At 67.8% G+C, this 23,006-nt stretch carries 14 protein-coding genes and 9 pseudogenes; 11 read left to right on the top strand and 12 right to left on the bottom strand.

Annotated features, from left to right (window positions below; translation table 11 throughout):
* Positions 1-11: 11 nt before the first annotated feature.
* From T428_RS0114995 to bfr, 3 genes and pseudogenes are all read right to left on the bottom strand, one after another.
* A complete protein-coding gene (locus T428_RS0114995; RefSeq protein ID WP_025737139.1) occupies positions 12-506 on the bottom strand; it encodes a carboxymuconolactone decarboxylase family protein in 495 nt (164 codons plus the stop codon).
* 42 nt (positions 507-548) lie between these two features.
* Positions 549-2,527, bottom strand: a pseudogene (locus T428_RS28300) (MDR family MFS transporter).
* A 177-nt stretch (positions 2,528-2,704) separates the two neighbouring features.
* Positions 2,705-3,193, bottom strand: a complete 489-nt coding sequence (bfr, locus tag T428_RS0114985; protein WP_025737138.1) for a bacterioferritin — start codon at positions 3,191-3,193, stop codon at positions 2,705-2,707.
* Positions 3,194-3,412: 219 nt separating this feature from the next.
* On the opposite strand from bfr, the gene T428_RS0114980 reads away from it, so the two are divergent.
* A complete protein-coding gene (locus T428_RS0114980; RefSeq protein ID WP_025737137.1) occupies positions 3,413-3,622 on the top strand; it encodes a (2Fe-2S)-binding protein in 210 nt (69 codons plus the stop codon).
* A 40-nt stretch (positions 3,623-3,662) separates the two neighbouring features.
* Here T428_RS0114980 and T428_RS28295 read toward each other — a convergent pair.
* The 4 genes and pseudogenes from T428_RS28295 to T428_RS28290 all read right to left on the bottom strand — a co-directional run bounded on the left by T428_RS28295 (position 3,663) and on the right by T428_RS28290 (position 6,568).
* A pseudogene (locus tag T428_RS28295) lies at positions 3,663-4,419 on the bottom strand (enoyl-CoA hydratase/isomerase family protein).
* A gap of 37 nt (positions 4,420-4,456) precedes the next feature.
* Entirely contained in the window at positions 4,457-4,900 is a 444-nt protein-coding gene (locus T428_RS0114970) for a TIGR03618 family F420-dependent PPOX class oxidoreductase (protein WP_025737136.1), read from the bottom strand.
* 9 nt (positions 4,901-4,909) lie between these two features.
* On the bottom strand, positions 4,910-5,611 hold the full coding sequence (locus tag T428_RS0114965) for a hypothetical protein (RefSeq protein WP_025737135.1): 702 nt from the start codon (positions 5,609-5,611) through the stop codon (positions 4,910-4,912).
* Between the two features lie 27 nt (positions 5,612-5,638).
* A pseudogene (locus T428_RS28290) lies at positions 5,639-6,568 on the bottom strand (hydrogen peroxide-inducible genes activator).
* A gap of 110 nt (positions 6,569-6,678) precedes the next feature.
* Here T428_RS28290 and T428_RS0114955 point away from each other — a divergent pair.
* From T428_RS0114955 to T428_RS0114945, 3 genes and pseudogenes are all read left to right on the top strand, one after another.
* The gene (locus T428_RS0114955) at positions 6,679-7,266 is read left to right on the top strand and encodes a peroxiredoxin (RefSeq protein WP_025737134.1); all 588 of its coding nucleotides are present in this window, start codon (positions 6,679-6,681) and stop codon (positions 7,264-7,266) included.
* A gap of 14 nt (positions 7,267-7,280) precedes the next feature.
* Positions 7,281-7,829, top strand: a pseudogene (locus T428_RS28285) (alkyl hydroperoxide reductase).
* 21 nt (positions 7,830-7,850) lie between these two features.
* Positions 7,851-9,164, top strand: coding sequence for an alpha-amylase family glycosyl hydrolase (locus T428_RS0114945; protein ID WP_025737133.1), 1,314 nt, complete (start codon positions 7,851-7,853; stop codon positions 9,162-9,164).
* Here the strand turns inward: T428_RS0114945 and T428_RS0114940 are convergent.
* Positions 9,161-9,616, bottom strand: a complete 456-nt coding sequence (locus tag T428_RS0114940; protein WP_036468104.1) for a DUF1810 domain-containing protein — start codon at positions 9,614-9,616, stop codon at positions 9,161-9,163. The two genes, T428_RS0114945 and T428_RS0114940, sit on opposite strands and share 4 nt — an antisense overlap.
* On the opposite strand from T428_RS0114940, the gene T428_RS0114935 reads away from it, so the two are divergent.
* The 3 genes and pseudogenes from T428_RS0114935 to T428_RS32050 all read left to right on the top strand — a co-directional run.
* Positions 9,615-10,850, top strand: coding sequence for an alpha-hydroxy acid oxidase (locus T428_RS0114935; protein ID WP_025737131.1), 1,236 nt, complete (start codon positions 9,615-9,617; stop codon positions 10,848-10,850). The genes T428_RS0114940 and T428_RS0114935 overlap by 2 nt on opposite strands.
* A gap of 122 nt (positions 10,851-10,972) precedes the next feature.
* Positions 10,973-11,521, top strand: a complete 549-nt coding sequence (locus T428_RS0114930) for a CGNR zinc finger domain-containing protein (RefSeq protein WP_025737130.1) — start codon at positions 10,973-10,975, stop codon at positions 11,519-11,521.
* Between the two features lie 122 nt (positions 11,522-11,643).
* A pseudogene (locus T428_RS32050) lies at positions 11,644-11,916 on the top strand (DUF72 domain-containing protein); the annotation flags it as partial.
* Here the strand turns inward: T428_RS32050 and T428_RS32045 are convergent.
* The 3 pseudogenes from T428_RS32045 to T428_RS28270 all read right to left on the bottom strand — a co-directional run.
* Positions 11,889-12,895: pseudogene (locus tag T428_RS32045) on the bottom strand (NAD-dependent epimerase/dehydratase family protein); the annotation flags it as partial. The pseudogenes T428_RS32050 and T428_RS32045 sit on opposite strands and share 28 nt — an antisense overlap.
* Positions 12,896-13,005: 110 nt before the next feature.
* A pseudogene (locus T428_RS32040) lies at positions 13,006-14,489 on the bottom strand (acetyl-CoA acetyltransferase).
* A gap of 10 nt (positions 14,490-14,499) precedes the next feature.
* Positions 14,500-16,891: pseudogene (locus T428_RS28270) on the bottom strand (CaiB/BaiF CoA-transferase family protein).
* A gap of 118 nt (positions 16,892-17,009) precedes the next feature.
* On the opposite strand from T428_RS28270, the gene T428_RS0114905 reads away from it, so the two are divergent.
* From T428_RS0114905 to T428_RS0114875, 4 genes and pseudogenes are all read left to right on the top strand, one after another.
* Entirely contained in the window at positions 17,010-17,906 is an 897-nt protein-coding gene (locus tag T428_RS0114905) for an undecaprenyl-diphosphate phosphatase (RefSeq protein WP_025737126.1), read from the top strand.
* 48 nt (positions 17,907-17,954) lie between these two features.
* On the top strand, positions 17,955-18,803 hold the full coding sequence (locus T428_RS0114900; RefSeq protein ID WP_025737125.1) for an SDR family oxidoreductase: 849 nt from the start codon (positions 17,955-17,957) through the stop codon (positions 18,801-18,803).
* A gap of 46 nt (positions 18,804-18,849) precedes the next feature.
* Positions 18,850-21,149: pseudogene (locus tag T428_RS28265) on the top strand (phosphoketolase family protein).
* Between the two features lie 37 nt (positions 21,150-21,186).
* A complete protein-coding gene (locus tag T428_RS0114875) occupies positions 21,187-21,960 on the top strand; it encodes a CPBP family intramembrane glutamic endopeptidase (RefSeq protein ID WP_025737120.1) in 774 nt (257 codons plus the stop codon).
* Here the strand turns inward: T428_RS0114875 and T428_RS0114870 are convergent.
* Positions 21,957-22,991 (bottom strand): zinc-binding alcohol dehydrogenase family protein, encoded by a 1,035-nt coding sequence (locus tag T428_RS0114870; protein ID WP_025737119.1) that lies wholly within the window; start codon positions 22,989-22,991, stop codon positions 21,957-21,959. The two genes, T428_RS0114875 and T428_RS0114870, sit on opposite strands and share 4 nt — an antisense overlap.
* Positions 22,992-23,006 lie beyond the last annotated feature (15 nt).

The raw sequence follows: 23,006 nt of genomic DNA, 5'->3' as shown, positions 1-23,006 counted from the left end.
TCGGCGCAGTGCTAAGCCCGGTTGGGTAGGGTCAGCACGCAGGCCTGCCCGATGTCGAGGGTCCGCAACATCCGGCCCATCCCGACCCACAGCGCGCATGACATCGCCAGGTCGGCGAGCAACTCTTCGGAGAAGTGCTCGTTGGCCCGGGTCCAGAAGTCATCGTCGTCGCGCAACTTGGTGTGCTCGGTGCCGAACCGGTGCGCGAACTCGGCGGCCAGCCGTTCCTGTTCGCTGAAGCCCGGCCAGGTGCGCCATTCCAGCGCGTGCTCGTAAAGCTCCTCGTCGACACCTGCGGCCGGCCCGTCGGCGTCGCGGGTGTTCATGCACACGGTGCATTCGTTGTCGTGGGCGATCACGGCACGGGCGATTTCGCGGGTGCGCATCGGCAGCCGGTTCTTGGTGTAGACGGCCTGGCTGAAGTTGGCGATCGCGCCGCCGAGGTCCGGAGACTTCGTGGCCCAGCTGTAGATGTCGTCGTCAGCGAACGTTCCGATTCGGCTCATGGCGTGATGGTATGCCCGTGCCCGCGCTTTTTAGAACACGTTCTATCGGCCGCCGCCGGCCGCCTCCAGCCGGCCGGTGCTCGGCATGTCGTCGTGCCAATCGCGTTGGGCCAGAACGCGGTGGGCGATGTGCTGCAGCGCCGTTTCGACTTGGCGGCGGTCCGGACGGCCCTGATAGCTGGGTGAGCGGGACAGCTTGTCGACGATCCAGCCCAGCAGCAACGAATACACGTAGTCGACCTGCTGCACCCCCGCCGGAGTCAGCCACATCTGATCGCCGTCGCGCTGCACGTAGCCGCCCGCGACCAGCCGCCCGAAGGTGGGTTCGAGCACCTCGAACGGGATCCGCATTGAGTCGCCGATGTCGGACAGCCGGGCCGTTCCGTACATCTGCCCGAACCGGTAGATACGCATCACGCCCCACAGCCCGGCCACGTCGAGGCGGCAGTCGGGCCGCATCGCGATGCTGCGCGACCGGACTCCGGGGTCGCCGCGCAGCATGCGCGCAATCGCGTTCTCCTGCAGCCGCTCCGGAGTGTCGGTGGTCGGCATGCCGAATCCGTCGCCGAGATCGACTGCGCAGTTGTGGATGTCGCGCAACGGGATCTCGCGCAGGAACAACGCGAGGACAAAAACGCGAGGACAAACCCGAGCAGGGAGACCGGCGCCGCCCAGAAGAACACCTCGCTCAGCGACTCGGAATAGGCCGCCACGATGGGGGCGGCCACGTCGTGCGGCTGGCGATGCAGCGCACCCGGTGAACCGACCGCGGCGGGCGGTGCGCCGCTGGCCGCCAGCGCCGCGGGCATCCGGCCGTCGAGGAAATTGGAAAACAGTGAGCCGAAGATCGCGGCGCCGAACGAACTGCCGATGGTGCGAAAGAACGTCACCCCCGAGGTGGCGACACCGAGATCGTCGAAGTTCGAGGTGTTTTGCACGATGAGCACCAGCACCTGCATCGACAACCCGATCCCGGCGCCCAACACGACGAGGTACATTGACTGGACCAGCGCCGAGGTCGACGGGGTCATCCGCGACATCAGCAGAAACGCCAGCGCCATCAACGCGGTGCCGGCCACGGGAAACACCTTGTAGCGGCCGGTCTTGCCGACCAGGGTGCCGCTGCCGGTCGAAGTGATCAGCATCCCGACCACCATCGGCAGCGTGCGCAACCCCGACGTCGTTGCCGACACCCCGTTGACGTACTGCATGTAGGTGGGCAGAAACGTCATCGCGCCCAGCATCGCGAAGCCGACCACGAATGACAGCACACAGCAGACCGTGAACACCGGACTGGCGAACAGCCGGGTCGGCAGGATTGGTTGCGGGACACGGCTTTCGACCCAGACGAACGCGGCCAGCGCGACGGCGGCGCCGACGAACAGGCCGATGATCGTCGGCGAACCCCACGGATACAGGGTGCCGCCCCAGCTGGTCGCCAGGGTCAGGCTGGCGGCGCCCAGGCCGACCAACATGATCCCGCCGTAGTCGATGACCGGCTTGGTCGACGAAGCCAGCGCCGGAATGGCCGCGGCCGCAACGAATATGACGAGCACCGAGACCGGAACGTTCACACAGAACGCCCACCGCCAGGTCAGGTAGTCGGTGAAATAGCCACCCAACAGCGGCCCGACGACCGTCGTGACGCCGAAGACCGCGCCCAGGATGCCTTGGTAGCGGCCGCGTTCGCGCAACGGCACCACCTCACCGATCAGCCCGCTGGCCGTGACGGTGATGCCGCCACCGCCGATTCCCTGCAGCGCCCGCGACCCCACCAACATGGCCATCGACTGGGACAGCCCGCACGACACCGACCCGATCACGAAAAACACGATAGCGGCCTGAAATACGCGCTTGCGCCCGAACAGGTCACCGAGCTTGCCGACGAGCGCGGTGACGATCGTCGACGCCAGCAGGTAACTGGTGACGACCCAGGATTGATGGCCCGCGTCGCCCAGGTCGGCGACGATGGTCGGCAGCGCGGTGGCGACGACGGTCTGGTCGAGCGCCGCGAGCAGCATCCCGAGCACGATCGCGACGAAGATCAGGTTTCGCCGCTGCGGGGTGATCAGCGCACCGCTGGCCGCGGAATCCACGACGACGGGGTTGGCTTGGGTTCACCGCGCTCGATATTGTTTTCGGGCTCGTCATGCCTGCCTTCCCGTCGGCGTCCGATGCTAACGGGTACCCAGGAATGACTACGCGATCGAGCCCGGCGGCCGCGAGACGCACTGTGCCAAGTACAGCGGCTCGCCTAGCTTGTCCATCAGCTCCAGCTGCGTCTCCAGGTAGTCGACGTGGTTTTCCTCGTCGGCGATGATCTTTTCCAGCAAGAAGGCGCTGGTGCTGTCTTCTTTCGCGCGGCACATGATCACGCCGGGCTTGAGACGGGCCAGCACCTCGTACTCGATTGCCAGATCGGCCTCGAATTGCTCGCACAGCGTCTGGCCGATGCGCAGCGAGAACAGGCGCTGATAGTTGGGCAGGCCGTCCAGCAGCAAGATCCGGTCGGTGATCGCCTCGGCGTGGCGCATCTCGTCGAAGGACTCGGCGCGGGTGTGCTCGGCTATCTCGGTGAAGCCCCAGTTCTCTTGCATTTTCGAGTGCAGGAAGTACTGGTTGATCGCGGTCAGCTCGCTGGTCAACTGCTCGTTGAGCAGATGCAGAACGTCCGGATCCCCTTGCATGATCACTCCTCCGGTGGTCGGGGCTGTCGGTGGCTGGGCCCGGCAGGTGGCTGGGCTGGAGCGCACCGCCGGCCAAGCAGCACTTTGCCACGCAGATTGGAATTGTTCCAGCAAGGTATGGCTGCGCTCACTAGCCGGTATGGCATAAGTTAGGATCGTCTAACCTATTTAGGATAGACTCCCCAAAGAGGCTTCACGGTGACTATGGGAGGTGTGCCGATGTACGTCTGTCTGTGCGTCGGCGTCACCAACCACACCGTGGCCAAGTGCGTGGCCCGTGGCGCGGCCACCTCCAAGGAGGTGGCCGCGGCCTGCGGGGCGGGTGGCGACTGCGGGCGATGCCGGCGGACGTTGCGGGCCATCATCGAGGCCGCAAAGCAAGTTGAGCAGCAAGCCGATGCCCAACTGGCACCCGCGGTGTCGCTCTAGCCAGCTGACGCCTCATCAATTCCGTTGCCTCTCAATGCTTTTAACTATTTTTTCGGTCCGCGAATGACGCCAGAGCCGCGGCGTTGGCCTGCGCGCCCATCAGCTCGGCGAAATGGGCATTCTCCCGCGCGGTCGCGGTCGCGATCCCGGGCCGGATCGGTTCTGTCATCGTGTGTTTGACGGCCATCAGGCTCGAAACCGGCCGGGACGCCAGGATTTCGGCATACCGACGGGTTTCGGGCAGCAGCTCTTCGGGTTCGCAGACCCGCCAGACCAGGCCCATTCGCAGGGCCTCCTGCGCATCAACCCACTCCGAAGACATCAACAAACATGCGGCGTTCTGCCGGCCGACCAACCGCGGCAGCAGATACGACGAGGCCGCCTCGGCGGGCCACGCCAAGGCTGGTGAACGGACACTTCAGCCGCGCCGTCGACGACATGAAGGCCAGGTCGGCGTAGCCGAGGATGGTGGCGCCGATCCCCACCCCGACACCGTTGACGGCGCAGATCAACGGCTTGGGAAACGCGCTCAGTGCGTCGATCATGCCGGGGAATCCGTGTTTGCCGACGAGGAAGTCCGGGTCGGTGATGCGGGCCTGCATCTCGGCGAGATCGGTGCCGGCGGAAAAGCCGCGCCCGGTCCCGGTCAGTATGACGACCGCGATCTCCGGGTCGTCGGCGGCGGCCAACAGTGCCTCGGCGGTGGCGTCGTACAGCGCTTCGTTGAAGGCGTTGAGCGCCTCGGGCCGGTTCAGCGTGAGGGTGCGTACCCGGTTGGTGTCATCGATCAGCAGCACCGCTGCAGCCTAAACCTCGCGGTGCGGGCGCCGGGGCTCAGCCGTTGCTATACACGCGGGTGGGAGCGATCAGCACCACGGCCCGGCGTTCCAGGGCCATCACCCGGTCGTACTCGTCCCAGTCGTCATGCGTTCCGCCGGCGGCGGTGAAGACCTCGCGAAGCAGTAACCGCAACTGGTCGGAGTCGGCCAGCCAGGGCTGCGCGTTGTCGGGTCCGACCAGCTCCGCGTATCCCTCGGCGGTCGCCCACTGCCAGCCGTTGCGGAACGTGGCGGCCAGTTGCGGCCGGGCGCGAAGGTTGGCGAGTTTGACCTTGCCGTAGGTAGTGAAGCCGAGGACCGGCTCACCGGTGCGCGGATGCGGTAACAGTCCGACATTGACCAGCGACGCCTGCACGGTTCCGTCGGCACGAACCGTCGAGATCACCGCCAGTCCGCTTTCCCCCGCCGCCAGCGCCACCGCGTCCTCGAGTGTCGTCATTTGCCGTCCTCACGTTCCAAAGGCTGCCTTGAACACGTAGCGGCTGGTCGGTACCGTGTTGATGTTCTCGTTGGCGCCGAATGCGGTTGTGCTGGCGACCATCTGGCCCAGCCGGTCCTGCAGGTCGTCATCGTCGGCGGCCCCGCAAAACACCTTGAGATCGGTGACCGCTTCGATCGGGAACAACTCCTCGACGATCGCGGCGATTCCCGGCGCGTCGGGGGTGCGGGCTCGCACCACCCAGTTCTGGGTGTAGCCGAAGGTCGACTGCGTCTCGATGGCCACCGAGGTGTGGTGCAGCTGCCAGCGGTCCAGCCAGGTCGCCTGGTCCAGCTCTGGGGGCCGGCGCAGTAGCGCGATGTTAGCGAAACCCGTTGCGCGGGAACCAGGTTCGCCGCCGGGAAAGGGCAGCGGGACGGACTCGGTCACCAGGTAGGCGGCCAGCTGCTCGCATTCGGCCGCCAGCAGTTTCAGCGCCGCGGTCAGCCGCGCGCCGTAGCACTGCTGAGTCCACATGCTCACCACCGCACCGGCCGGCGGGTCCATCGTCGTCAGCGTCATCAGCGAGTGCCGCACCGCGGCGTCTCGCACGTTGACAGCCAGACCGGGCAGGCCCAGATCTAGCAGCGCCTCGGCGACCGGGCCTCGTTGACGGGCACACCAGTCGTCGTCGGAGTCGGCCGGCCGCACCACCGCGATCACCTTTTCCATAGCTGGCAACCTACCGCTGGTGCCGGCCTATTTGACCAGGCGCAACTGCTGTTCGCTGCTCACCGACTCGCCGATGATGGCGGCGAGCCGCCGAAAGGGTTCGTCGCGCCCGCTGGACGCGCGGAACACCAGGCCGATTCGCCGGCCCGGGCGTGGAGCAGCGAACTGCGCGAGCCCGAGCTGGCTGCGCGCGGCCTCGACCGGTGCGGCGCTTTGCGGGATCAGGGTCACCCCCAGCCCGCCGGTCACGCATTGCACGGCGGTTGCCAGCGAAGCGGCCCGAGTGTCGGCGAGTTCGGCCCGGACACCGGCCTACTGGCAGACGTCGAGCGCCTGGTCGCGTAGGCAGTGGCCCTCGTCCAGCAGCAGCAGCGGCAAGTCCGCCAACGCCGACGCCGGTACCCGGCGCTTGCCGGACAGCCGATGTCCCGGTGGTACCGCGAGCAGGAAGTCCTCCTCGTAGATCGGCACCTCGGTGATTCCCTTGGTGCCGTCGGGCAGTGCGATCAGGGCTGCGTCCAGTGCCCCGCCGCGCAGCGCCGTCAGCAGGCGTTCGGTCTGGTCCTCGACCACCCGCAGGGTCAGTGCGGGCAGGCGTTCGGCCAGCCCGGCCAGCACGGTGGGCAGGACGTAGGGCGCCACCGTCGGGATCATCCCCAGCCGCAGGGTGCCCTGCAGCGGATCCGTGGTGCCCGCCGCGGCAGCGGTGAACGCTTCGGCCGCCTCAACCACGGCGTGGGCCAGCGGCAGCAGGTGCGTACCTTCCCGCGTCAAGCGGACACGCCGGGTCGACCGTTCGACGAGATGGGTGTCGAGGCCCGCCTCCAGTGCCGCCAGCGACTGCGACAGCGTCGACTGACTGACGCCCAGAGCCGTTGCGGCACTGCCGAAATGGTGTCTCTCGGCAATCGCGGCGAACGCGCGTAGCCCGGCCAGGGTGGGCTGAAAACTCTTAATCGGTCATGGCCATAAATATAGTGTGATATATCACCTTTACTTCAGACACCGCTCCGGGCAACATGGTGGAAGACCAACTAATCTTGACTAATTCCAGATAAGGAGCGGACATGGCACTGCTTACGATCGGCGATCAGTTCCCCGCCTACGAGCTGACCGGGCTGATCGGCGGCGACCTGTCGAAGGTCGCCCCCAAGCAACCCGAGGACTACTTCAAGACCTTCTCCAGCGACGACCACGAGGGCAAGTGGCGGATCGTGTTCTTCTGGCCCAAGGACTTCACCTTCGTGTGCCCGACCGAGATCGCCGCGTTCGGCAAGCTGAACGACGAGTTCGAAGATCGCGACGCGCAGGTGCTCGGCGTCTCGGTGGACAGCGAGTTCGTGCACTTCCAGTGGCGTGCCCAGCACGCGGACCTCAAGACGCTGCCGTTCCCGATGCTCTCTGACATCAAGCGTGAACTCTCGCTAGCCACCGGTGTGCTCAACGCCGACGGCGTCGCCGACCGGGTGACCTTCATCGTCGACCCGAACAACGAGATCCAATTCGTCTCGGCGACCGCGGGTTCCGTGGGGCGTAACGTGGACGAGGTGCTGCGGGTCCTGGACGCTCTGCAATCCGAGGAGCTGTGTGCCTGCAACTGGCGCAAGGGCGACCCGACGCTGAACGCCGGCGAGCTGCTCAAGGCTTCGGCCTAGATCTGGAGACTGCGATGAGCGTCGAGAACCTGAAGGAAGCCCTTCCGGAGTACGCCAAGGACCTCAAGCTCAACCTGGGCTCGATCGCCGCACCACCGTACTGGACGACGAGCAGCTGTGGGGCACGTTGCTGGCGAGTGCGGCAGCAACGCGAAACACTCAGGTACTGGCCGAGATTGGGGCCGAGGCCGCCGACAACCTGTCGGCCGAGGCGTATCAGGCAGCGCTGGGTGCCGCGGCGATCATGGGTATGAACAACGTGTTCTACCGCGGCCGCGGGTTCCTCGAGGGCAAGTACGACGACCTGCGGGCCGGACTGCGGATGAACATCATCGGCAATCCCGGCGTGGACAAGGCGAATTTCGAGCTCTGGTCGTTCGCGGTGTCGTCGATCAAGTGCCGTCGATCAACGGGTGTTCGCACTGCGTTGTCGCGCACGAGCACACCTGCGCGAAGCCGGCGTGGACCGCGAGGTGATCCTGGAAGCACTCAAAGCCGCCGCGATCGTTTCGGGTGTGGCACAGGCGATTACCGCCGCCGAGACACTGGCCGGCGTCGGCTGATCGTCACTTCGTGACCCGCGGATGACGCCAACCTGGGTTCGACACGCAATTTGGTGGCAGGTCTATCCCTTGGGGTTCGTGGGAGCGTTTCCCACCCCCGAGGGATCGACCGCACCGGGTCCGGACGAACACCGGTTGCGCCGGCTAGTCGAATGGTTCGACCACGCCATCGAGCTGGGGGCGTCCGGAATCGCGCTGGGGCCGGTGTTCGCCTCGCGCACACACGGTTACGACACCATCGACCATTACCGGATCGACCCCCGGCTCGGTGACGACGGGGATTTCGACCACCTGATCACCGAAGCGCGGGCCCGCGGCTTGCGAGTGCTGCTCGACGGCGTCTTCAACCATGTCGGGGTGGACTTCGGCCGCTACCGCGAGGCAATGCACGACGGCACGGCCGCGGACTGGTTTCGTGGCCGTGCCGGGCGATTTCACACCTTCGAGGGCCATTCCGAGCTCATCACCCTCAATCACGACAACCCGGACGTCGTCGACTACGCCGTCGACGTGATGGCGCACTGGCTGGACCGCGGCGCCGCCGGGTGGCGGCTGGACGCGGCTTACGCTGTGCCACCCCAATTCTGGGCTGCGGTGTTGCCGAGCGTGCGCGAGCGGCATCCCGACGCCTGGTTCGTCGGCGAACTCATCCACGCCAACTATGCGGCGATCGTCGAGCAGGCCACGTTCGACTCGGCCACCCAGTACGAGCTGTGGAAGGCGATCTGGAGCAGCCTCAACGACGGCAACTTCTTCGAGCTGGATTGGGCGCTGCAGCGGCACACCGAGTTCCTGGCCCACTTCGCGCCGCTGACGTTCGTCGGCAATCACGACGTGACGCGCATCGCCAGCCGGCTGGTCAATCTCGATCACCTGCCGCACGCGCTGGTGCTGCTGTTGACGATCGGCGGGGTGCCCAGCGTGTACGCCGGCGACGAGTTCGGCTTTCGCGCCGTCAAAGAGGAACGCTACGGCGGTGACGACGCGGTGCGGCCGGAATTCACCTCGCCCCCACTGCAATTGGACGACTTCGGCGCCAGGATGTGGCGGCTGCACCAGTTTCTGGTCGGGTTGCGCCGTCGTCACCCGTGGCTGCATGCCGCCACCACCAGGTCGCTGCGGTTGGCCAATCGGCACTACGTCTACGAGACGCGCAGCTGCGACGACGTGCTGTTGGTTGCGCTCAACATCGACGATGAGCCGCTGCGTCTGGTGCTGCCGGAACTGGGCCCGGCGCAGGCCGAGGTGGTCGCCGGATCCGCGGCCCCACCCGGCGACACCGTCGGCGAGGTGACCCTCGAGCCGCACGGCTGGCGAATCCTGCGGCCGGTTTAGCCGTGCAGCTGGGCCAGCGTCAGGGCGTCCTGCTTGCCGCCGTAGTAGTTTTCTAGCAGCGTGATGAAGTCCTGATGGTCGTCGGTCGCCAGGCCGAACAGCGTCATCGACGAGCGCAGCTTCAGATCGTCGGGTGAGCCGAAGATCTCGGTGATCGAGCGGCCTCGCACCTGATTGACCAGTCGGGTGCACTCATGCAGCCGCGGCCCCAACACCTCATGCGCCAGATACGCGCGGGCCTCCTGCAGCAACGAGATGCCGTAGTGCACGGCCGTCGGGCTGCTGCCGAGGCCGTGCAGCTGCGGGAAGATGTACCACATCCAGTGGCCCCGTTTTCTGCCGTTGCGCAGCTCTTCGACGACCGACGGGGAGACCGGGGTTTGCGCGACAACGAAGCGTGTCAGATCGAAGGGATCGTCTGCCGAGTCCCATATGACTATGGTGACATACATGGCGGTCAAACGACGCATGCCCAAAGCCCGCGACCTGGCCCCGCTGCTGCAGTTCAAGCGGCCTGTCTTCGATGCAACCAGGCGCCGGCTCGACGCGGCATTCACGATCGAGGATCTGCGGCGCATTGCCAAACGCCGTACCCCGAAGGCGGCATTCGACTACACCGACGGCGCGGCCGAGGAGGAGCTGTCACTCGCGCGTGCGCGACAAGCCTTCCGCGACATCGAGTTTCACCCGACGATCCTGCGCGACGTCTCCCAGGTGACCGCCGGCTGGAACGTGCTGGGTCAGCGGGTCGCCCTGCCGTTCGGCATCGCACCGACCGGTTTCACCCGGTTGATGCAGACCGAAGGTGAGATCGCCGGCGCCGCCGCGGCGGCCAGGGCCGGCATCCCGTTTTCGCTGTCGACGCTGGGCACCTGCGCGATCGAAGATCTGGTGACCGCGGTCCCCCACGGCCGCAAATGGTTTCAGCTGTATATGTGGAAGGACCGCGAGCGGTCGATGGCGTTGGTCAAACGTGCCGCCGCTGCCGGATTCGACACCCTGCTGGCCACCGTCGACGTGCCCGTCTCCGGGGCGCGGTTTCGCGACAACCGCAACGGCATGACGATCCCGCCGTCGCTTACGCTGCGCACCGTGCTGGACGCGGTGCCGCACCCGAAGTGGTGGTTCGACGTGTTGACCACCGAGCCGTTGGCATTCGCGTCGCTCGATCGCTGGCCGGGCACGGTCGCCGAGTACCTGAGCACGATGTTCGACCCGAGCCTGACTTTCGACGACCTGGCCTGGATCAAGGAGCAATGGCCGGGCAAGCTGGTGGTCAAGGGAATCCAGACGCTCGACGACGCGCGTGCCGTGGTCGACCGGGGCGTCGACGGTATCGTGCTGTCCAATCATGGTGGCCGCCAACTGGATCGGGCTCCGGTGCCGTTCCATCTGCTGCCGGTGGTGGCGCGCGAGCTGGGTAGGGACACCGAGATCCTGGTGGATACCGGCATCATGTCCGGCGCCGACATCGTGGCGGCGCTCGCACTGGGGGCGCGGTGCACGTTGGTGGGGCGGGCCTATCTCTATGGGCTGATGGCCGGCGGCGAGGCGGGTGTCACTCGGGCGATAGACATCCTCGAAAGTGGTGTGCTGCGCACCATGCGGCTACTCGGTGTGACGTGCCTCGAGGAGCTCTCCCCCGTTCACGTGACGCAGCTGCGCCGGCTGGTTCCCGTCGAGTAGGTGGTCTCCCCGCCGAGCGCGCGATTGGGCGCGCGTTCGACACCGAGCGTGAAGCTGGCCGAACGCTCGGCCCGTCGATCGTTCCGCTAGCGCCAGGCCGTGAAACCCTTTAAGGTGGTTACGTGAAATTCGCGTATGTGTGTGGGCGGTCGTGCCTCAACTTCGCGGGCACGCTCCGGCATCGGCACACCGAACCCGAAGAACGGCTGACAACTCCCGAGATCCTCTCGGAATGGGCCGTGCAGGCGGGGCTGCTGGATGCCGGCATCGACGTCAGCGCCGACGATCTCGCCACCGCCATCGAGGTGCGCGAAGCGATCTACCGGACCGCCACCGCGCTGCTGGACCGTCGCGCGCCGGAGCCGGCCGATGTCGCACTGCTCAACGAGCAGGCATCGCGACCCCGGCTGACCCCGCGCCTGCTCCCCAGCGGCGACACCTGCCGCGAGGGCACCGCGCCCCAGCTGATCGCCACCTTGGCCGCGGATCTGCTCGACCTGCTCGCCGGCCGCGACTTCGGCGACGTCAAACGGTGCGCGCACTCGAACTGCTCACTGCTCTACGTCGACTCGTCCAGGGCGAAAAACCGCCATTGGTGCGGCATGGCGACCTGCGGCAACAAAGCCAAGGTCCAGGCGTTCCGGGCCCGCCAGCGCGCGTCGGCCACCTGACCGCCACCGTCGGGAACAAAAGCCACCCGCCAAAGGTTGAGCGCAACAGACTAAACCTTCGGAGTATTGATGTCTGAATCCAAATCAATGCCGGTGCTGTTCGTCGCCGGCACCATCGTGTTCACCCGTCGTGGAACGACCCGGTCATCTACCGGTTGTTGGAACAGCACCGCGCCGCGTACGTGGTGATGAGCGGCGCGGGCCTGGCCTGCATACCGCGCGCCACCACCGACCTGGTCTACATCCGCATGCACGGTCCGGATTCGGACCCGATCTATGCCGGCTGTTATCCGGACCACGAGTTGCGGTGCTGGGCCGACCGAATCGCCGAGTGGGACCGCGACGGCAGGGACGTGTGGATGTACTTCAACAACGACCTGGGCACCCCGACGTAGGGCCGATGACCGAACACCGCGATGGCCTGGCTGCCCCATTCGTCGTCCACCACACCGCCGAGCATGAGCGCCTGGCCCATCACCCGGCTGGCGGTGCGCAGTCCGCTCAGTTGAACATCCAGGGTTATCGGCGTCAGCGGCCCCGGCAGCGCCTCGGCGAGCCCGTCGGTGGCGAAGACCGGGAACCGTGGGTCGATGCGGTCGTCGAACTCGCCCTCGATGCCCTGCGGCGCGGCACTGCGCAACTCGTCGGACGGCGCGGGGCGCGGCAGCACTTCCACCGGAAGCGCCATCTGCGCGCCATGGTCCGTCGCGCCGTCGGCGCCGAGTCTGCGGCCGACCAGCCCCCGCGCGGTGTCGGCGACCGCGTCGAACGCCGGCCAGCCGAACTCGAACTGCCAATCCTCTTGTGCGGCAATGGTATCCACCGGCGGAATCGGTGTCGGCCAGGCGCGGATTCCGTGGCTACGGGACCGGGGGTCGACGGCGCGCAACACAGCACCCGCATCGACTGCGCCGAGATCTTGGTGCGCAGCACGGTGGCCACCGCGCGGCACACCATCCAGTCCAGCTGGCGCCCTACCGGCGGTGCGATCCGGATGATCAGGTTCGGTCCCAGGCTGGTGGACACCAGGTCCTCCGCCGGCTCGTACACCTCCGGCGCGCCCGCGGCTTGCGATACGAACAACAACCGGGCACCCGCGCGTCCGGCCGCATGCGTCACATAGGCCACACCGTTGATGCCGGCGCTGCCAGGTGCGTCGGGCTCGACCGGGGACAGATGGATCACCGCGTCGGCTTCGTCGGCCAGCTCTTGCAGGATCGGGTCGCTCAGCGATGCGCTGACAAAATCGACCGCCGGGTCCAGACGGGCGTCGGGGTACTCGCCGATGCCGGCGATCGAATGTCCGGCAGCAATCAGTTGCCGTGCAACCAGCCGTCCGACGGTGCTGGTGGCGTCGGTAACCAGGATGTGCACCTGGCCTCACCTCCCCCAACGTCCACTTCGACAATATGCGCGCCCGTATCGCCACGCGACTGTAACGGCGATAACAGTGCTGTTGGCCCGGTCTTTTATTCCCGCCCGGCCTACCGCAGCGTGGCGTGAGCGTCCGAGGTGACGGCAACCTTCGCACCGGCGATGTCCGCGTCGACGATCCCGACGCCGCGTCGGGATCGTCGATAACGGCCAGTGCCCGCGACCCGTCGGGTGTGCGCACAGCAACGAAAGCCTTCTCCGGTTGCCCGTCGCGATCGAACGGTGTGGTCCACGCTTCGACGGTGCCGACGCCTTCCCACTGAACCAACCCCTTCCGGGTCGGTTCCCGCTCCACCACGGATTGCGAGTTCTCCCAACGGAATTCGGCCGGCGGTTCGGTGCTGTAGACGCCGAAGCTGTGCTTGGTCAGGTAACCGCCGTTGGCGGTGATCAGGGCCCGCCGGCCCGGATTGGCCACCAGCAGTTCGGCCACGGTGGCAATCGAGTGCATCACGTAGTTGCTCCACGGGCCGCCGGCAAACGTCAGGCCACCGGTGACGGTCAGCGGACGAGCGGGGTCATCGGTGGGCAGCCCCACTCGGCGGCCGCCACCTGCACCGCGGACGGAAAGCAGGAGTACAAATCGACATGGTCGACGTCGTCGATACCCAGGCCGTCCAACTCCAGCGCCCGGGCGCCGGCGATCCGGATGGCCGCCGACCGGTGCAGTTCGTCGCGCTCGGCGATCGAGGGCGTGTCGTACGCGTCGGTGCCCGCATGCGGGTAGACCCACCGATCCTCGGGGACGCCGAGGCGCTTGGCCCGCTCGACCTACGTCAGGATCAGCGCGGCGCCCTGATCGACCATGTTGTTGGAGTTCATCAGCTTGGGGTAAGGGCCAGCTGATCATCCGGTAGCGCGGTCCCGGCCGCGAGATCTCCGCGGCGGTCGCCGGCTCGCGGATCCACGCGTGCGGATTGCCAACCGCGACGGCGTTGAAGCGCGCCCACAGCTCGCCGATCCGGTCACGATGGTCGGAGACCGACTCGCCGTTCGCGATGCGCAGGGACTGCTCGAACAGCGGATAGACGTATGCCGGGCGGTCCAGCCGGATTTTGATCTCGGCGTCGCCGGCCATCGGCACGTCCTCGCCACTGACTTGCGCCATCGGCACGGACTCGTCCTGGGCCGTCCATCGCAGCCAGGCGCCCTTGGCCCGCAGGCCGCGCCGGGTGCGCCAGGCTTCGGCGCCGGTGAGCAGCACCACGCCGGTGCGGCCCCGCTGGATGTCCAGGCAGGCTTGATTGAGCAGCGTCTGCGGCACGTTGCCGCCGACCGGTCTGTAGAGCGTCGTGAACTCCCCCGCGCCGATGCCGGTGCCGACCAGCAGCCCGGCGTCGCGGTAGGTCGCGGACAGAACGTTGACCACCCGGACGGAGTCGACGGCCTCGAGCACCCGGGCGTTCGCGGCTTGTCGGGCCGCGGCGACCATCAGGTCGACGGGCTCGACCGAACGTGTCTGCGGGTCGATCTCGTCTCGGTGGTTGACCTGGCCATAGCCGATCAGCACCGGTGTTGTGGGGTCGACGGGCATGCGAACGAACTTATCGTGGCGGCGCCGCGGTCTCGAACAGCACGCGCTCATCGAGCAGCCGGTCGATCTCCTCGGTGCCCATTCCGAGCAGTTTCGCGCAGAGCTCGCGGGTGTCCTGACCGGGCAGGGGCGCCGGACGTTGTGGGGCCGGCGGAATGTGGCGAAACGGCGCCGGTCCGGTCTCGGCCGGCAGCGGGCGCTCGACCAGCGGATGCACCATGTCGCTGAGCAGCTTGCGCTCGACTAGCTGAGGATCGTGCAGGACGTCCGGTGGCCGGTTCATCGGGCCGGCCGGAATGCCGGCCGCCTGCAGCGCCGCGGCGGCTTGTATCGGGGGCTGCGCGCTGGCCCAGGCCGAAACCGCTTGCACCAACTCCGCGCGATGGGCCGCCCGTGACTGCCCGGTCGCGAACCGCACATCCTCGGCGAGGTCAGGCAGTCCCAAAAAAGTTGTGAGACAACGCCATTCGCTATCCGAGCGGATGGAGATGACGCACGATTCGTCGTCGCCGGCGCTCGGGTAGACCGCGTGCACGCTGGTGTCGTCGCAGACCTCGGCGACGCCGGCCCCCGCCGCCGCCTGCGCGACGTAGAGGGTGTCCAGCTGATTCATCACGACCTCGGCATGCGAGATGTGCACGTGCGCCGGCGCGCCGGTCCGATCGCGCCGGATCAGCGCGGCCAGCGCGGCGATCGGGGTGACCGCCCCACGATGTGGTCGGGGAAGATCGTCGTCGCGTCGTAAAACGCATGCCGGGCCCCGACCGCGCGCGCCTCGTCGGACGCTTCCTCGGAGGTCCACAGACTGGTCACGCCGGTGGTGGCGCGCACCAGCGGGCCGTAGCCCATCCGCCTGCTCCACGGCCCCCGGTTCCCGAATGCGCTGCTGCCCGCGAGCACGATCCGCGGGTTGATCTCGCGCAGGGTGTCGAACGAAAACCCAAGTGAGGTAAGGGTTCCCGGCTTGAAGTTGGCGAACACCGCGTCGGCTTGGGCGACCAGTCGGCGGAAGATCTGCTTGCCCCGCTCGCTGCGCAGGTCCAGACCCAGCGCCAGGTGGTTGCGGTGCGTCCAGGCGAACGACTCGCTCATCACGGCGCCGGCCCGCGATTGGCGCAGTCCGTCGGGATAGTCGGCGTTTTCGATCTTGATGACCTGGGCGCCCAGGTCGCCGTAGAGCCGGCTCAATTCGCCGCCGGCGACGATCACGCCCAGATCGAGAATCCGCACGTTGCGGAACGGATACTCGCCGGGCCGGCCCGACGGTGCCGGGGTTACCGGGGCGGCCAGCCAGCGCGGCTGGTCGGCGCCGGCGGCCGGGGCGGGCGTGCGGAAGCCGCAGCGTTCGTCGTCGACCACGAAGTACCCGGTGGGCACGTCGGTGCGCACCCCGGGCACCAGCTCGGCATGGGTGATCGCACCGACGGCCTGGAAGTGCTCGGAGGCCAGGATGCGCGACGGTGTCAGCACTGCCGAGATCGGGACGCCGTGCGCCTGTCCCGCGGCGACCAGCTCCTTCATCGTCTTGTCGGCGAACAGCGCGTCGACCAGCACGCTGAGCCGCGGCCACGCGGCGAACCGGGCGCCGAGCGTGTCGAACTTCGGGTCCTGGAACTCCGCCGGCTCCCCCAGCCAGCGGCGCAGGCCGCGCCACTGCCGCGGCGCCATCACGCAGAGCCGGACATAGCTGTCCCGGCACGGACAGATCGGGTAAGCGTCCTGGTTTTTCGGGCGTCCCCGTCACGCGCTGGTGCGCTGCCCGGCGGTGGCCTGCCCGTGCACGCCGAACGCCGGGTCCAACGCCATGACGACCGCGTCGAACCGCGAGAAGTCAATGTAATCGCCTGTGCCGCAACGCAATTTGTTGTAGTAGGCGACGAGCGCGGCCCACGCGGCCTGCACGGCGGCGGTGGCCGAGGCGATGCCGTCGGGCAACAGCACCGGGGTGCCGACGGTCGGTCCGGACCGCGACAGCACGCCCGACATCGCGAACAGCACCGGGTCGGTGGCGCGCCACGACGAGCGCGGACCGCTGGCCCCGAAGTCGGTGATCGACAGCACGACTAGTTGCGGGTAGCGCTCGGCCAACTCGGCGGCCGCGGCGCCGAACGCTGCGCCCCCTGCGTCGACGACGATGTCGGCGCAGGGGGCGAGGTCGAAGAACGTGTGCCGGTCGTCGTCGTCGCGCGAATCCAGCACCACGCTGCGCTTGTTCGCGTTGTGCACGGCGAACGGGATGCTGGCTCCGGCCAGCGTCGGCCGCCGATGGCGAGTCGGGCTGCCGCCCGGCGGCTCCACCTTGACGACGTCGGCGCCCAGTCGGCGAACAGGCGGGTCACCGTGTCGGTCACGCCGCCGGACAAGTCGAGAACGCGCACCCCGGCGAGCAGCCTGTCAGCCATTGGCCCACCGTACCGCCGTCAAATGCACGGCCGCTCAACCTGGTTCGGATGTCGGTCGCCGACCGGCTACGCTGCGGAAGTTTGTTGTCGGACATACCGGAAGCGAGATATCGGGTTCGTGAGTACGCACTTGAGTTACGTCGAGGCCCTGTTGGTCGGCGCGGCGCAGGGTGTGACCAAACTGTTCCCGGTCTCCAGCCTCGGCCACTCGATCTTGGTGCCGGCGCTGATCGGCGGCGAATGGGCCCGCGACCTGGACGTCTCGGCACCCAAGTCCCCGTACCTGGCATTCCTGGTCGGCCTGCACGTCGCCACCGCCGCGGCACTGCTGGTGTTCTTCTGGCGCGACTGGCTGCGGGTGCTGACCGGATTCGTCTCCTCGGCGCGACACCGCCGCATCCAGACGCCCAACGAGCGGTTGGCGTGGCTGCTGGTGGCCGCCACCGTCCCGGTGGCGCTCGCGGGGCTGTTCGGAGAGAAGCTGTTCCGCACCACGCTCGGCAAACCGATTCCCGCGGCGGCCTTCTTGCTGCTCAACGGAATCGCGCTGTATGCGGCCGAAGTGCTGCGCCGCCGCGCCGACTCGGTGGTCGACGGTGACGGGCACGGCGGCGAGGCCGTCGACCACCGGCTCGCGCAGCTGCCGTTGCGCCGTGGCGTGCTGATCGGCTCCGCTCAGATCCTCGCGCTGCTACCGGGCATCAGCCGATCCGGCATCACCATCGTGGCGGGCCTGTGGCGCGGCCTGTCCCACGAGGACGCCGCTCGCTTCTCTTTTCTGCTGGCCACGCCGATCATCCTGGCCGCCGGCGTGTACAAGATCCCCGAGCTGTTCGGCCCGCTGGGCGCCGGGATCGCCGGCCAGATGCTGGCCGGCAGCCTGGCCTCGTTCGGCTGCGCCTACCTCGCGGTCCGCTACCTCACCCGGTACTTCGAGACCCGGACCCTGACCCCGTTCGCGATCTACTGCGCGCTGTTCGGTGCCGGCAGCCTGGCTTGGCTGACCTTCGGCTGAACGGCGTCCGTCGTTGCGTCGCCGGAAGCCGAGTGCTGTGCTGAGGGGATGGCAGACACGGCATCTCTGGGCCTGAAAGTGCGGGGCAAGGTCATCGTGATCACCGGCGGCGCACGGGGAATTGGACTGGCCACCGCGACCGCCTTGCACAATCTGGGCGCCAAGGTCGCGATCGGCGACGTCGACGAGGTGAAGGTGAAGGAGTCCGGCGCGGCGCTTGGCCTCGACGTGTACGGCAAACTCGATGTGACAGAACGGAATTCGTTTTCGGAATTTCTCGATACGGTGGAACGTCAACTGGGCCCGATCGACGTGCTGGTCAACAACGCGGGCATCATGCCGCTCGGCCGGGTCGGCGACGAGCCGGATTCGGTCACCCGCCGCGTCCTCGACATCAACGTCTTCGGCGTGATCCTGGGCACCAAGCTGGCCATCGAGCGCATGGTCCCCCGCAAGCGCGGACACGTCATCAACGTCGCTTCCCTGGCCGGCGAGACCTACGTCCCCGGGGCGGCGACCTACTGTGCCAGCAAGCATGCCGTGGTTGGCTTCACCGACGCCGCGCGGATCGAATACCGCTCGACGGGCGTGAAGTTCTCGCTGGTGATGCCGACGTTCGTGAAAACCGAACTCATCGCCGGGACGTCCGGCGCCAAGGGCATCCAAAACGCCGAGCCCTCCGACGTCGCCGACGCGATCGTCGGGCTGGTGGGGCACCCCAAACCGCGGGCGCGCGTCACGAAGATGGCCGGCGCGATCATCGCGTCACAGAAGTTCCTGCCGCGCCCGGTGGCGGAGGGCATCAGCCGCCTCCTCGGTGGCGAGCAAGTCTTCACCGACGACGTCGATTTCGAGAAGCGCAAGGCCTACGAGTCCCGCGCTCGTGGCGAGGAGTGACCTTCGCTCCTGGCGGCGCCGCGCGGCTTCGCGGACAATCGGGCGGGTGAGCCGGCAAACCCCGACATCAGCGCCCGAAGCACTCTCCGACGACGAACTCACCCTGATCGACAAGTATTGGTGTGCCGCCAATTACCTGTCCGTCGGGCAGATCTATCTGCTGGACAATCCACTACTCAACGAGCCGCTGGCGGCCGAGCACGTCAAACCGCGGCTGCTGGGACACTGGGGCACCACGCCCGGCCTCAACCTGATTTACGCGCACCTGAACCGGATCATCCGCAATCGCGACGCCAACGTCATCTACATCACCGGGCCCGGTCACGGCGGCCCGGGTCTGGTCGCCAACGCCTACCTGGAAGGTACCTACACCGAGATTTACAGCGGTATCGGTGAGGACACCGAGGGGCTGCGAAAGTTGTTCCGTCAGTTCTCCTTTCCCGGCGGCATCCCCAGCCACGTCGCCGCGCAGACCCCGGGATCGATCCACGAAGGCGGCGAACTCGGCTACGCGCTGGTGCACGCGTTCGGCGCGGCGTTCGACAACCCCGATCTGGTGGTCGCGTGCGTGATCGGCGACGGGGAGGCCGAGACCGGCCCCCTGGCGGCCCGCTGGCACTCGAACAAATTCCTCAACCCCGCCGTCGACGGCGCGGTGCTGCCGATCCTGCACCTCAACGGCTACAAGATCGCCAACCCGACCGTGCTGGCCCGGATCCCGCACACCGAGCTCGAATCGCTGATGCGTGGCTACAGCTACCGGCCGATCACGGTCGCCGGTGACGACCCCGCCGCCGGGCACCGAGAGCTGGCCGGTGTGGCCGATGATCGTGCTGCGCACCCCCAAGGGCTGGACCGGGCCCAAGCAGGTCGACGGCAAGCACGTCGAGGGCACCTGGCGCGCACACCAGGTGCCGCTTGCCGAGACCCGCGACAACCCCGCGCACCGCGCGCAGCTGGAAGAGTGGCTGCGCAGCTATCGGCCCGACGAGCTGTTCGACGCCCACGGCGTGCTGCGTGCGGAGCTGCGCGAGCTGGCGCCGACGGGCCCGCGGCGGATGAGCGCCAACCCGCACGCCAACGGCGGCGTGCTGCTGCGCGAGCTGGATCTGCCGGACTTCCGCGACTACGCGGTGCCGGTCGACGACCCGGGCGCGTCGATGCACGAGGCCACCCGGGTGCTGGGCACCTTCCTGCGCGACGTGATCACCCGCAATCCGGACCGCTTCCGGCTGATGGGGCCCGACGAAACCGCCTCCAACCGGCTGGCGGCCGTGTTCGAATCCACCGGCAAGGTGTGGCTGTCGAAAATCGAGCCCGACGACGAGGGGCTCGCGCCGAACGGCCGCGTGATGGAGGTGCTCTCCGAGCATCTATGCCAGGGCTGGCTGGAGGGCTACCTGCTGACCGGGTGGCACGGGTTGTTCAACTGCTACGAGGCGTTCGTGCACATCGTCGACTCGATGCTCAACCAGCACGCCAAATGGCTGTCCACCAGCCGCGAACTGCCCTGGCGCCAGCCCATCGCTCGCTGAACTACCTGCTGAGCTCGCACGTATGGCGTCAGGACCACAACGGCGCCTCGCACCAGGATCCCGGCTTCATCGACCTGGTCGCCAACAAGCGCGCCGAGGTCGTCCGGGTCTATCTGCCGCCGGACGGCAACACGCTGCTGTCGGTGGCCGACCATTGCCTGCGCAGCCGCGACTACATCAACGTCATCGTCGCCGGCAAGCAGCCCGCGCTGGCCTACCTCGACATGCACGACGCGGTCGCGCACTGCACCCGCGGCCTGGGCATCTGGGAGTGGGCCAGCAGCGCGAAAGGCGAACCCGACGTGGTGCTGGCGTGCGCCGGCGACGTCCCACCCAAGAGGCGCTGGCCGCCGCCGACATCCTGCGCCGCGAGCTACCGGACCTGACCGTGCGACTGGTCAACGTCGTCGACCTGATGCGCCTGCAGCCGGACTCCGAGCATCCACACGGGTTGCCGGACCGGGAATTCGACGCGTTGTTCACCCGCGACAAGCCGGTCATCTTCGCCTACCACGGCTATCCGTGGCTGATCCACCGGCTGAGCTACCGCCGCGCCAACCACGCCAACATCCACGTGCGCGGGTTCAAGGAGCGCGGCACCACGACGACGCCGTTCGACATGGTGATGCTCAACGATCTCGACCGCTTCCATTTGGTGATCGACGTCATCGACCGGGTGGACGGCCTGGCGGGCCGGGCCGCGCTGCTGCGCCAGCGGATGGTCGACGCGCGGCTGGACGCTCGCCGCTACACCTGCGAGCACGGGGAGGACGACCCGCGGATCGCGCACTGGAAGTGGGAGTCGATCTGACCTGGGCGGCAAGCACGCGCAGGTAAACTCGGCGGCGATGTCCGAGCCCGCCGCAACGGCTTTCGATCCCGTTGACCTCCACCCGGTGGTGTCGCAATTGTCGGCGCTGCACCGGCTGCGGCTGTATTTCGACATCGGCGTGGTCGTCGCGGTGTTGGTCGGCACGAATCTGATCGCGCATTTCACCACGCCGTGGGCGAGCGTCGCGACGGTGCCGGTGGCCGCCGTCGAATTGGTGGTGTTGATGCGCGCCATCGGTCTGGATTGGGTCGACCTCGGGCTGGGGCGCGAGCATTGGCGCTCCGGGCTCGGTTACGCGCTGGCCGCGGTGGCGGTGGTGGCGTCGGTGATCGGTGTCGGCGTGCTGCTGCCGGTGACACGGCCGATGTTCCTGAACAACCACTACGCGACGGTCTCGGGCGCGCTGATCGCCTCGATGGTCATCATTCCGCTGCAGACCGTGATCCCCGAGGAGCTGGCCTTCCGGGGCGTGCTGCACGGCGCGCTGCATCGGGCGTGGGGATTTCGCGGGGTCGCGCTGGTCGGTTCGTTGCTGTTCGGCTTGTGGCACGTCGCCACCTCGCTGGGCATGACCAGCAGCAACGTCGGGTTCACCCGGTTGTTCGGCGGCGGGTTCGCCGGGATGGTCGCCGGGGTGACGCTGGCGGTGCTGGCGACGGGCAGCGCGGACTTCGTGTTCAGCTGGTTGCGGCGGCGCAGCGGCAGCCTGATCGCGCCGATCGCGCTGCACTGGTCATTGAACGGGCTGGGCGCGTTGGCCGCGGCCCTAGTCTGGCATCTGTCGACCTAACCGCTGGGCCGCAGCACCGCGGCCCCCGCGATGCGGCCGTCGGCCAGATCGCGCAACGCCTGATCGGCCTGATCGAGTGGGTATTCCGGCGTCGTCACCTCGACGCGATGGCGTCCCACGAAGTCGAGAAACTCCCGCGCGTCGGCCCGGGTGTTCGAGGTGACCGAGCGAATCTGTCGCTCCTGGAACAAGTGCCGCTGATAGTTCAGCCCCGGGATATCCGACAGATGGATACCGGCGATCGCCAGCGTGCCGCCGCGATCCAGCGCCTCGCAGGCGGGCAGCACCAGATCGCCAACGGGGGCGAACAGGATCGCGGCGTCCAGCGGGACCGGCGGCGGATCCGCGGCCCCCTGCGCCGAGGTCGCACCAAGTTCGAGCGCCAGCTCCCGGGCCCGCTCACCGCGCGTCATCACGTGCAGCTCGGCGCCCTGGGCCAACGCGACCTGCGCGGTGATGTGCGCGCTGCCGCCGAAGCCGTAGATGCCCAGCCGGCCACCCGCCGGTAGCTCGGCGCGCAGCAGCGAGCGGTATCCGATGATGCCGGCGCACAACAGCGGCGCGAGTTCGCTGTCGCTGTAACCGCTTGGCAGACGGTGCGCGAAAGCGGCTGGCACCGTGGCGAATTCGGCGTATCCACCGTCGGTATCCCAGCCGGTGTAGCGGGACTCGGGGCACAGGTTCTCGTCGCCGCGCCGGCAGTACTTGCACACCCCGCAGGTGTGGCGCAGCCAGGCGATGCCGACCCGGTCGCCTACCTTGAATTCGTCACCGGCCGCGCCGACCTCTGAGCCGACCTCGACGACTTCGCCGACGACCTCGTGGCCGGGGGTGACATGCTCGCGATGCACCGGCAGGTCGCCCTCGGTGACGTGCAGGTCGGTGCGGCACACGCCGCACGCCAGCACGGCCACCAGCAATTCCGAAGGCGCCGGCCGCGGCACCTCGGTGGTCACCCGCTGCAGCGGGTCGGTGTGCATCGGGCTGGGCCGACGCACCCGCCACGCCTTCATCGTTGCCGCAGAAGCCATCACCCCATCATGCCG

Origin of the sequence: Mycobacterium genavense ATCC 51234 (assembly GCF_000526915.1) — a bacterium.
Classification (GTDB): domain Bacteria; phylum Actinomycetota; class Actinomycetes; order Mycobacteriales; family Mycobacteriaceae; genus Mycobacterium; species Mycobacterium genavense.
The sequence above is the reverse complement of the archived record's forward strand: the minus strand, read 5'-3'. Positions and strand labels throughout refer to the sequence as shown.

Coding starts and splice junctions, on each gene's coding strand:
- T428_RS0114995 (WP_025737139.1), bottom strand. CDS start 506: ATGAGCCGAATCGGAACGTTCGCTGACGACGACATCTACAGCTGGGCC.
- bfr (WP_025737138.1), bottom strand. CDS start 3,193: ATGCAAGGGGATCCGGACGTTCTGCATCTGCTCAACGAGCAGTTGACC.
- T428_RS0114980 (WP_025737137.1), top strand. CDS start 3,413: ATGTACGTCTGTCTGTGCGTCGGCGTCACCAACCACACCGTGGCCAAG.
- T428_RS0114970 (WP_025737136.1), bottom strand. CDS start 4,900: ATGACGACACTCGAGGACGCGGTGGCGCTGGCGGCGGGGGAAAGCGGA.
- T428_RS0114965 (WP_025737135.1), bottom strand. CDS start 5,611: ATGGAAAAGGTGATCGCGGTGGTGCGGCCGGCCGACTCCGACGACGAC.
- T428_RS0114955 (WP_025737134.1), top strand. CDS start 6,679: ATGGCACTGCTTACGATCGGCGATCAGTTCCCCGCCTACGAGCTGACC.
- T428_RS0114945 (WP_025737133.1), top strand. CDS start 7,851: ATGACGCCAACCTGGGTTCGACACGCAATTTGGTGGCAGGTCTATCCC.
- T428_RS0114935 (WP_025737131.1), top strand. CDS start 9,615: ATGGCGGTCAAACGACGCATGCCCAAAGCCCGCGACCTGGCCCCGCTG.
- T428_RS0114940 (WP_036468104.1), bottom strand. CDS start 9,616: ATGTATGTCACCATAGTCATATGGGACTCGGCAGACGATCCCTTCGAT.
- T428_RS0114900 (WP_025737125.1), top strand. CDS start 17,955: ATGGCAGACACGGCATCTCTGGGCCTGAAAGTGCGGGGCAAGGTCATC.
- T428_RS0114875 (WP_025737120.1), top strand. CDS start 21,187: ATGTCCGAGCCCGCCGCAACGGCTTTCGATCCCGTTGACCTCCACCCG.
- T428_RS0114870 (WP_025737119.1), bottom strand. CDS start 22,991: ATGGCTTCTGCGGCAACGATGAAGGCGTGGCGGGTGCGTCGGCCCAGC.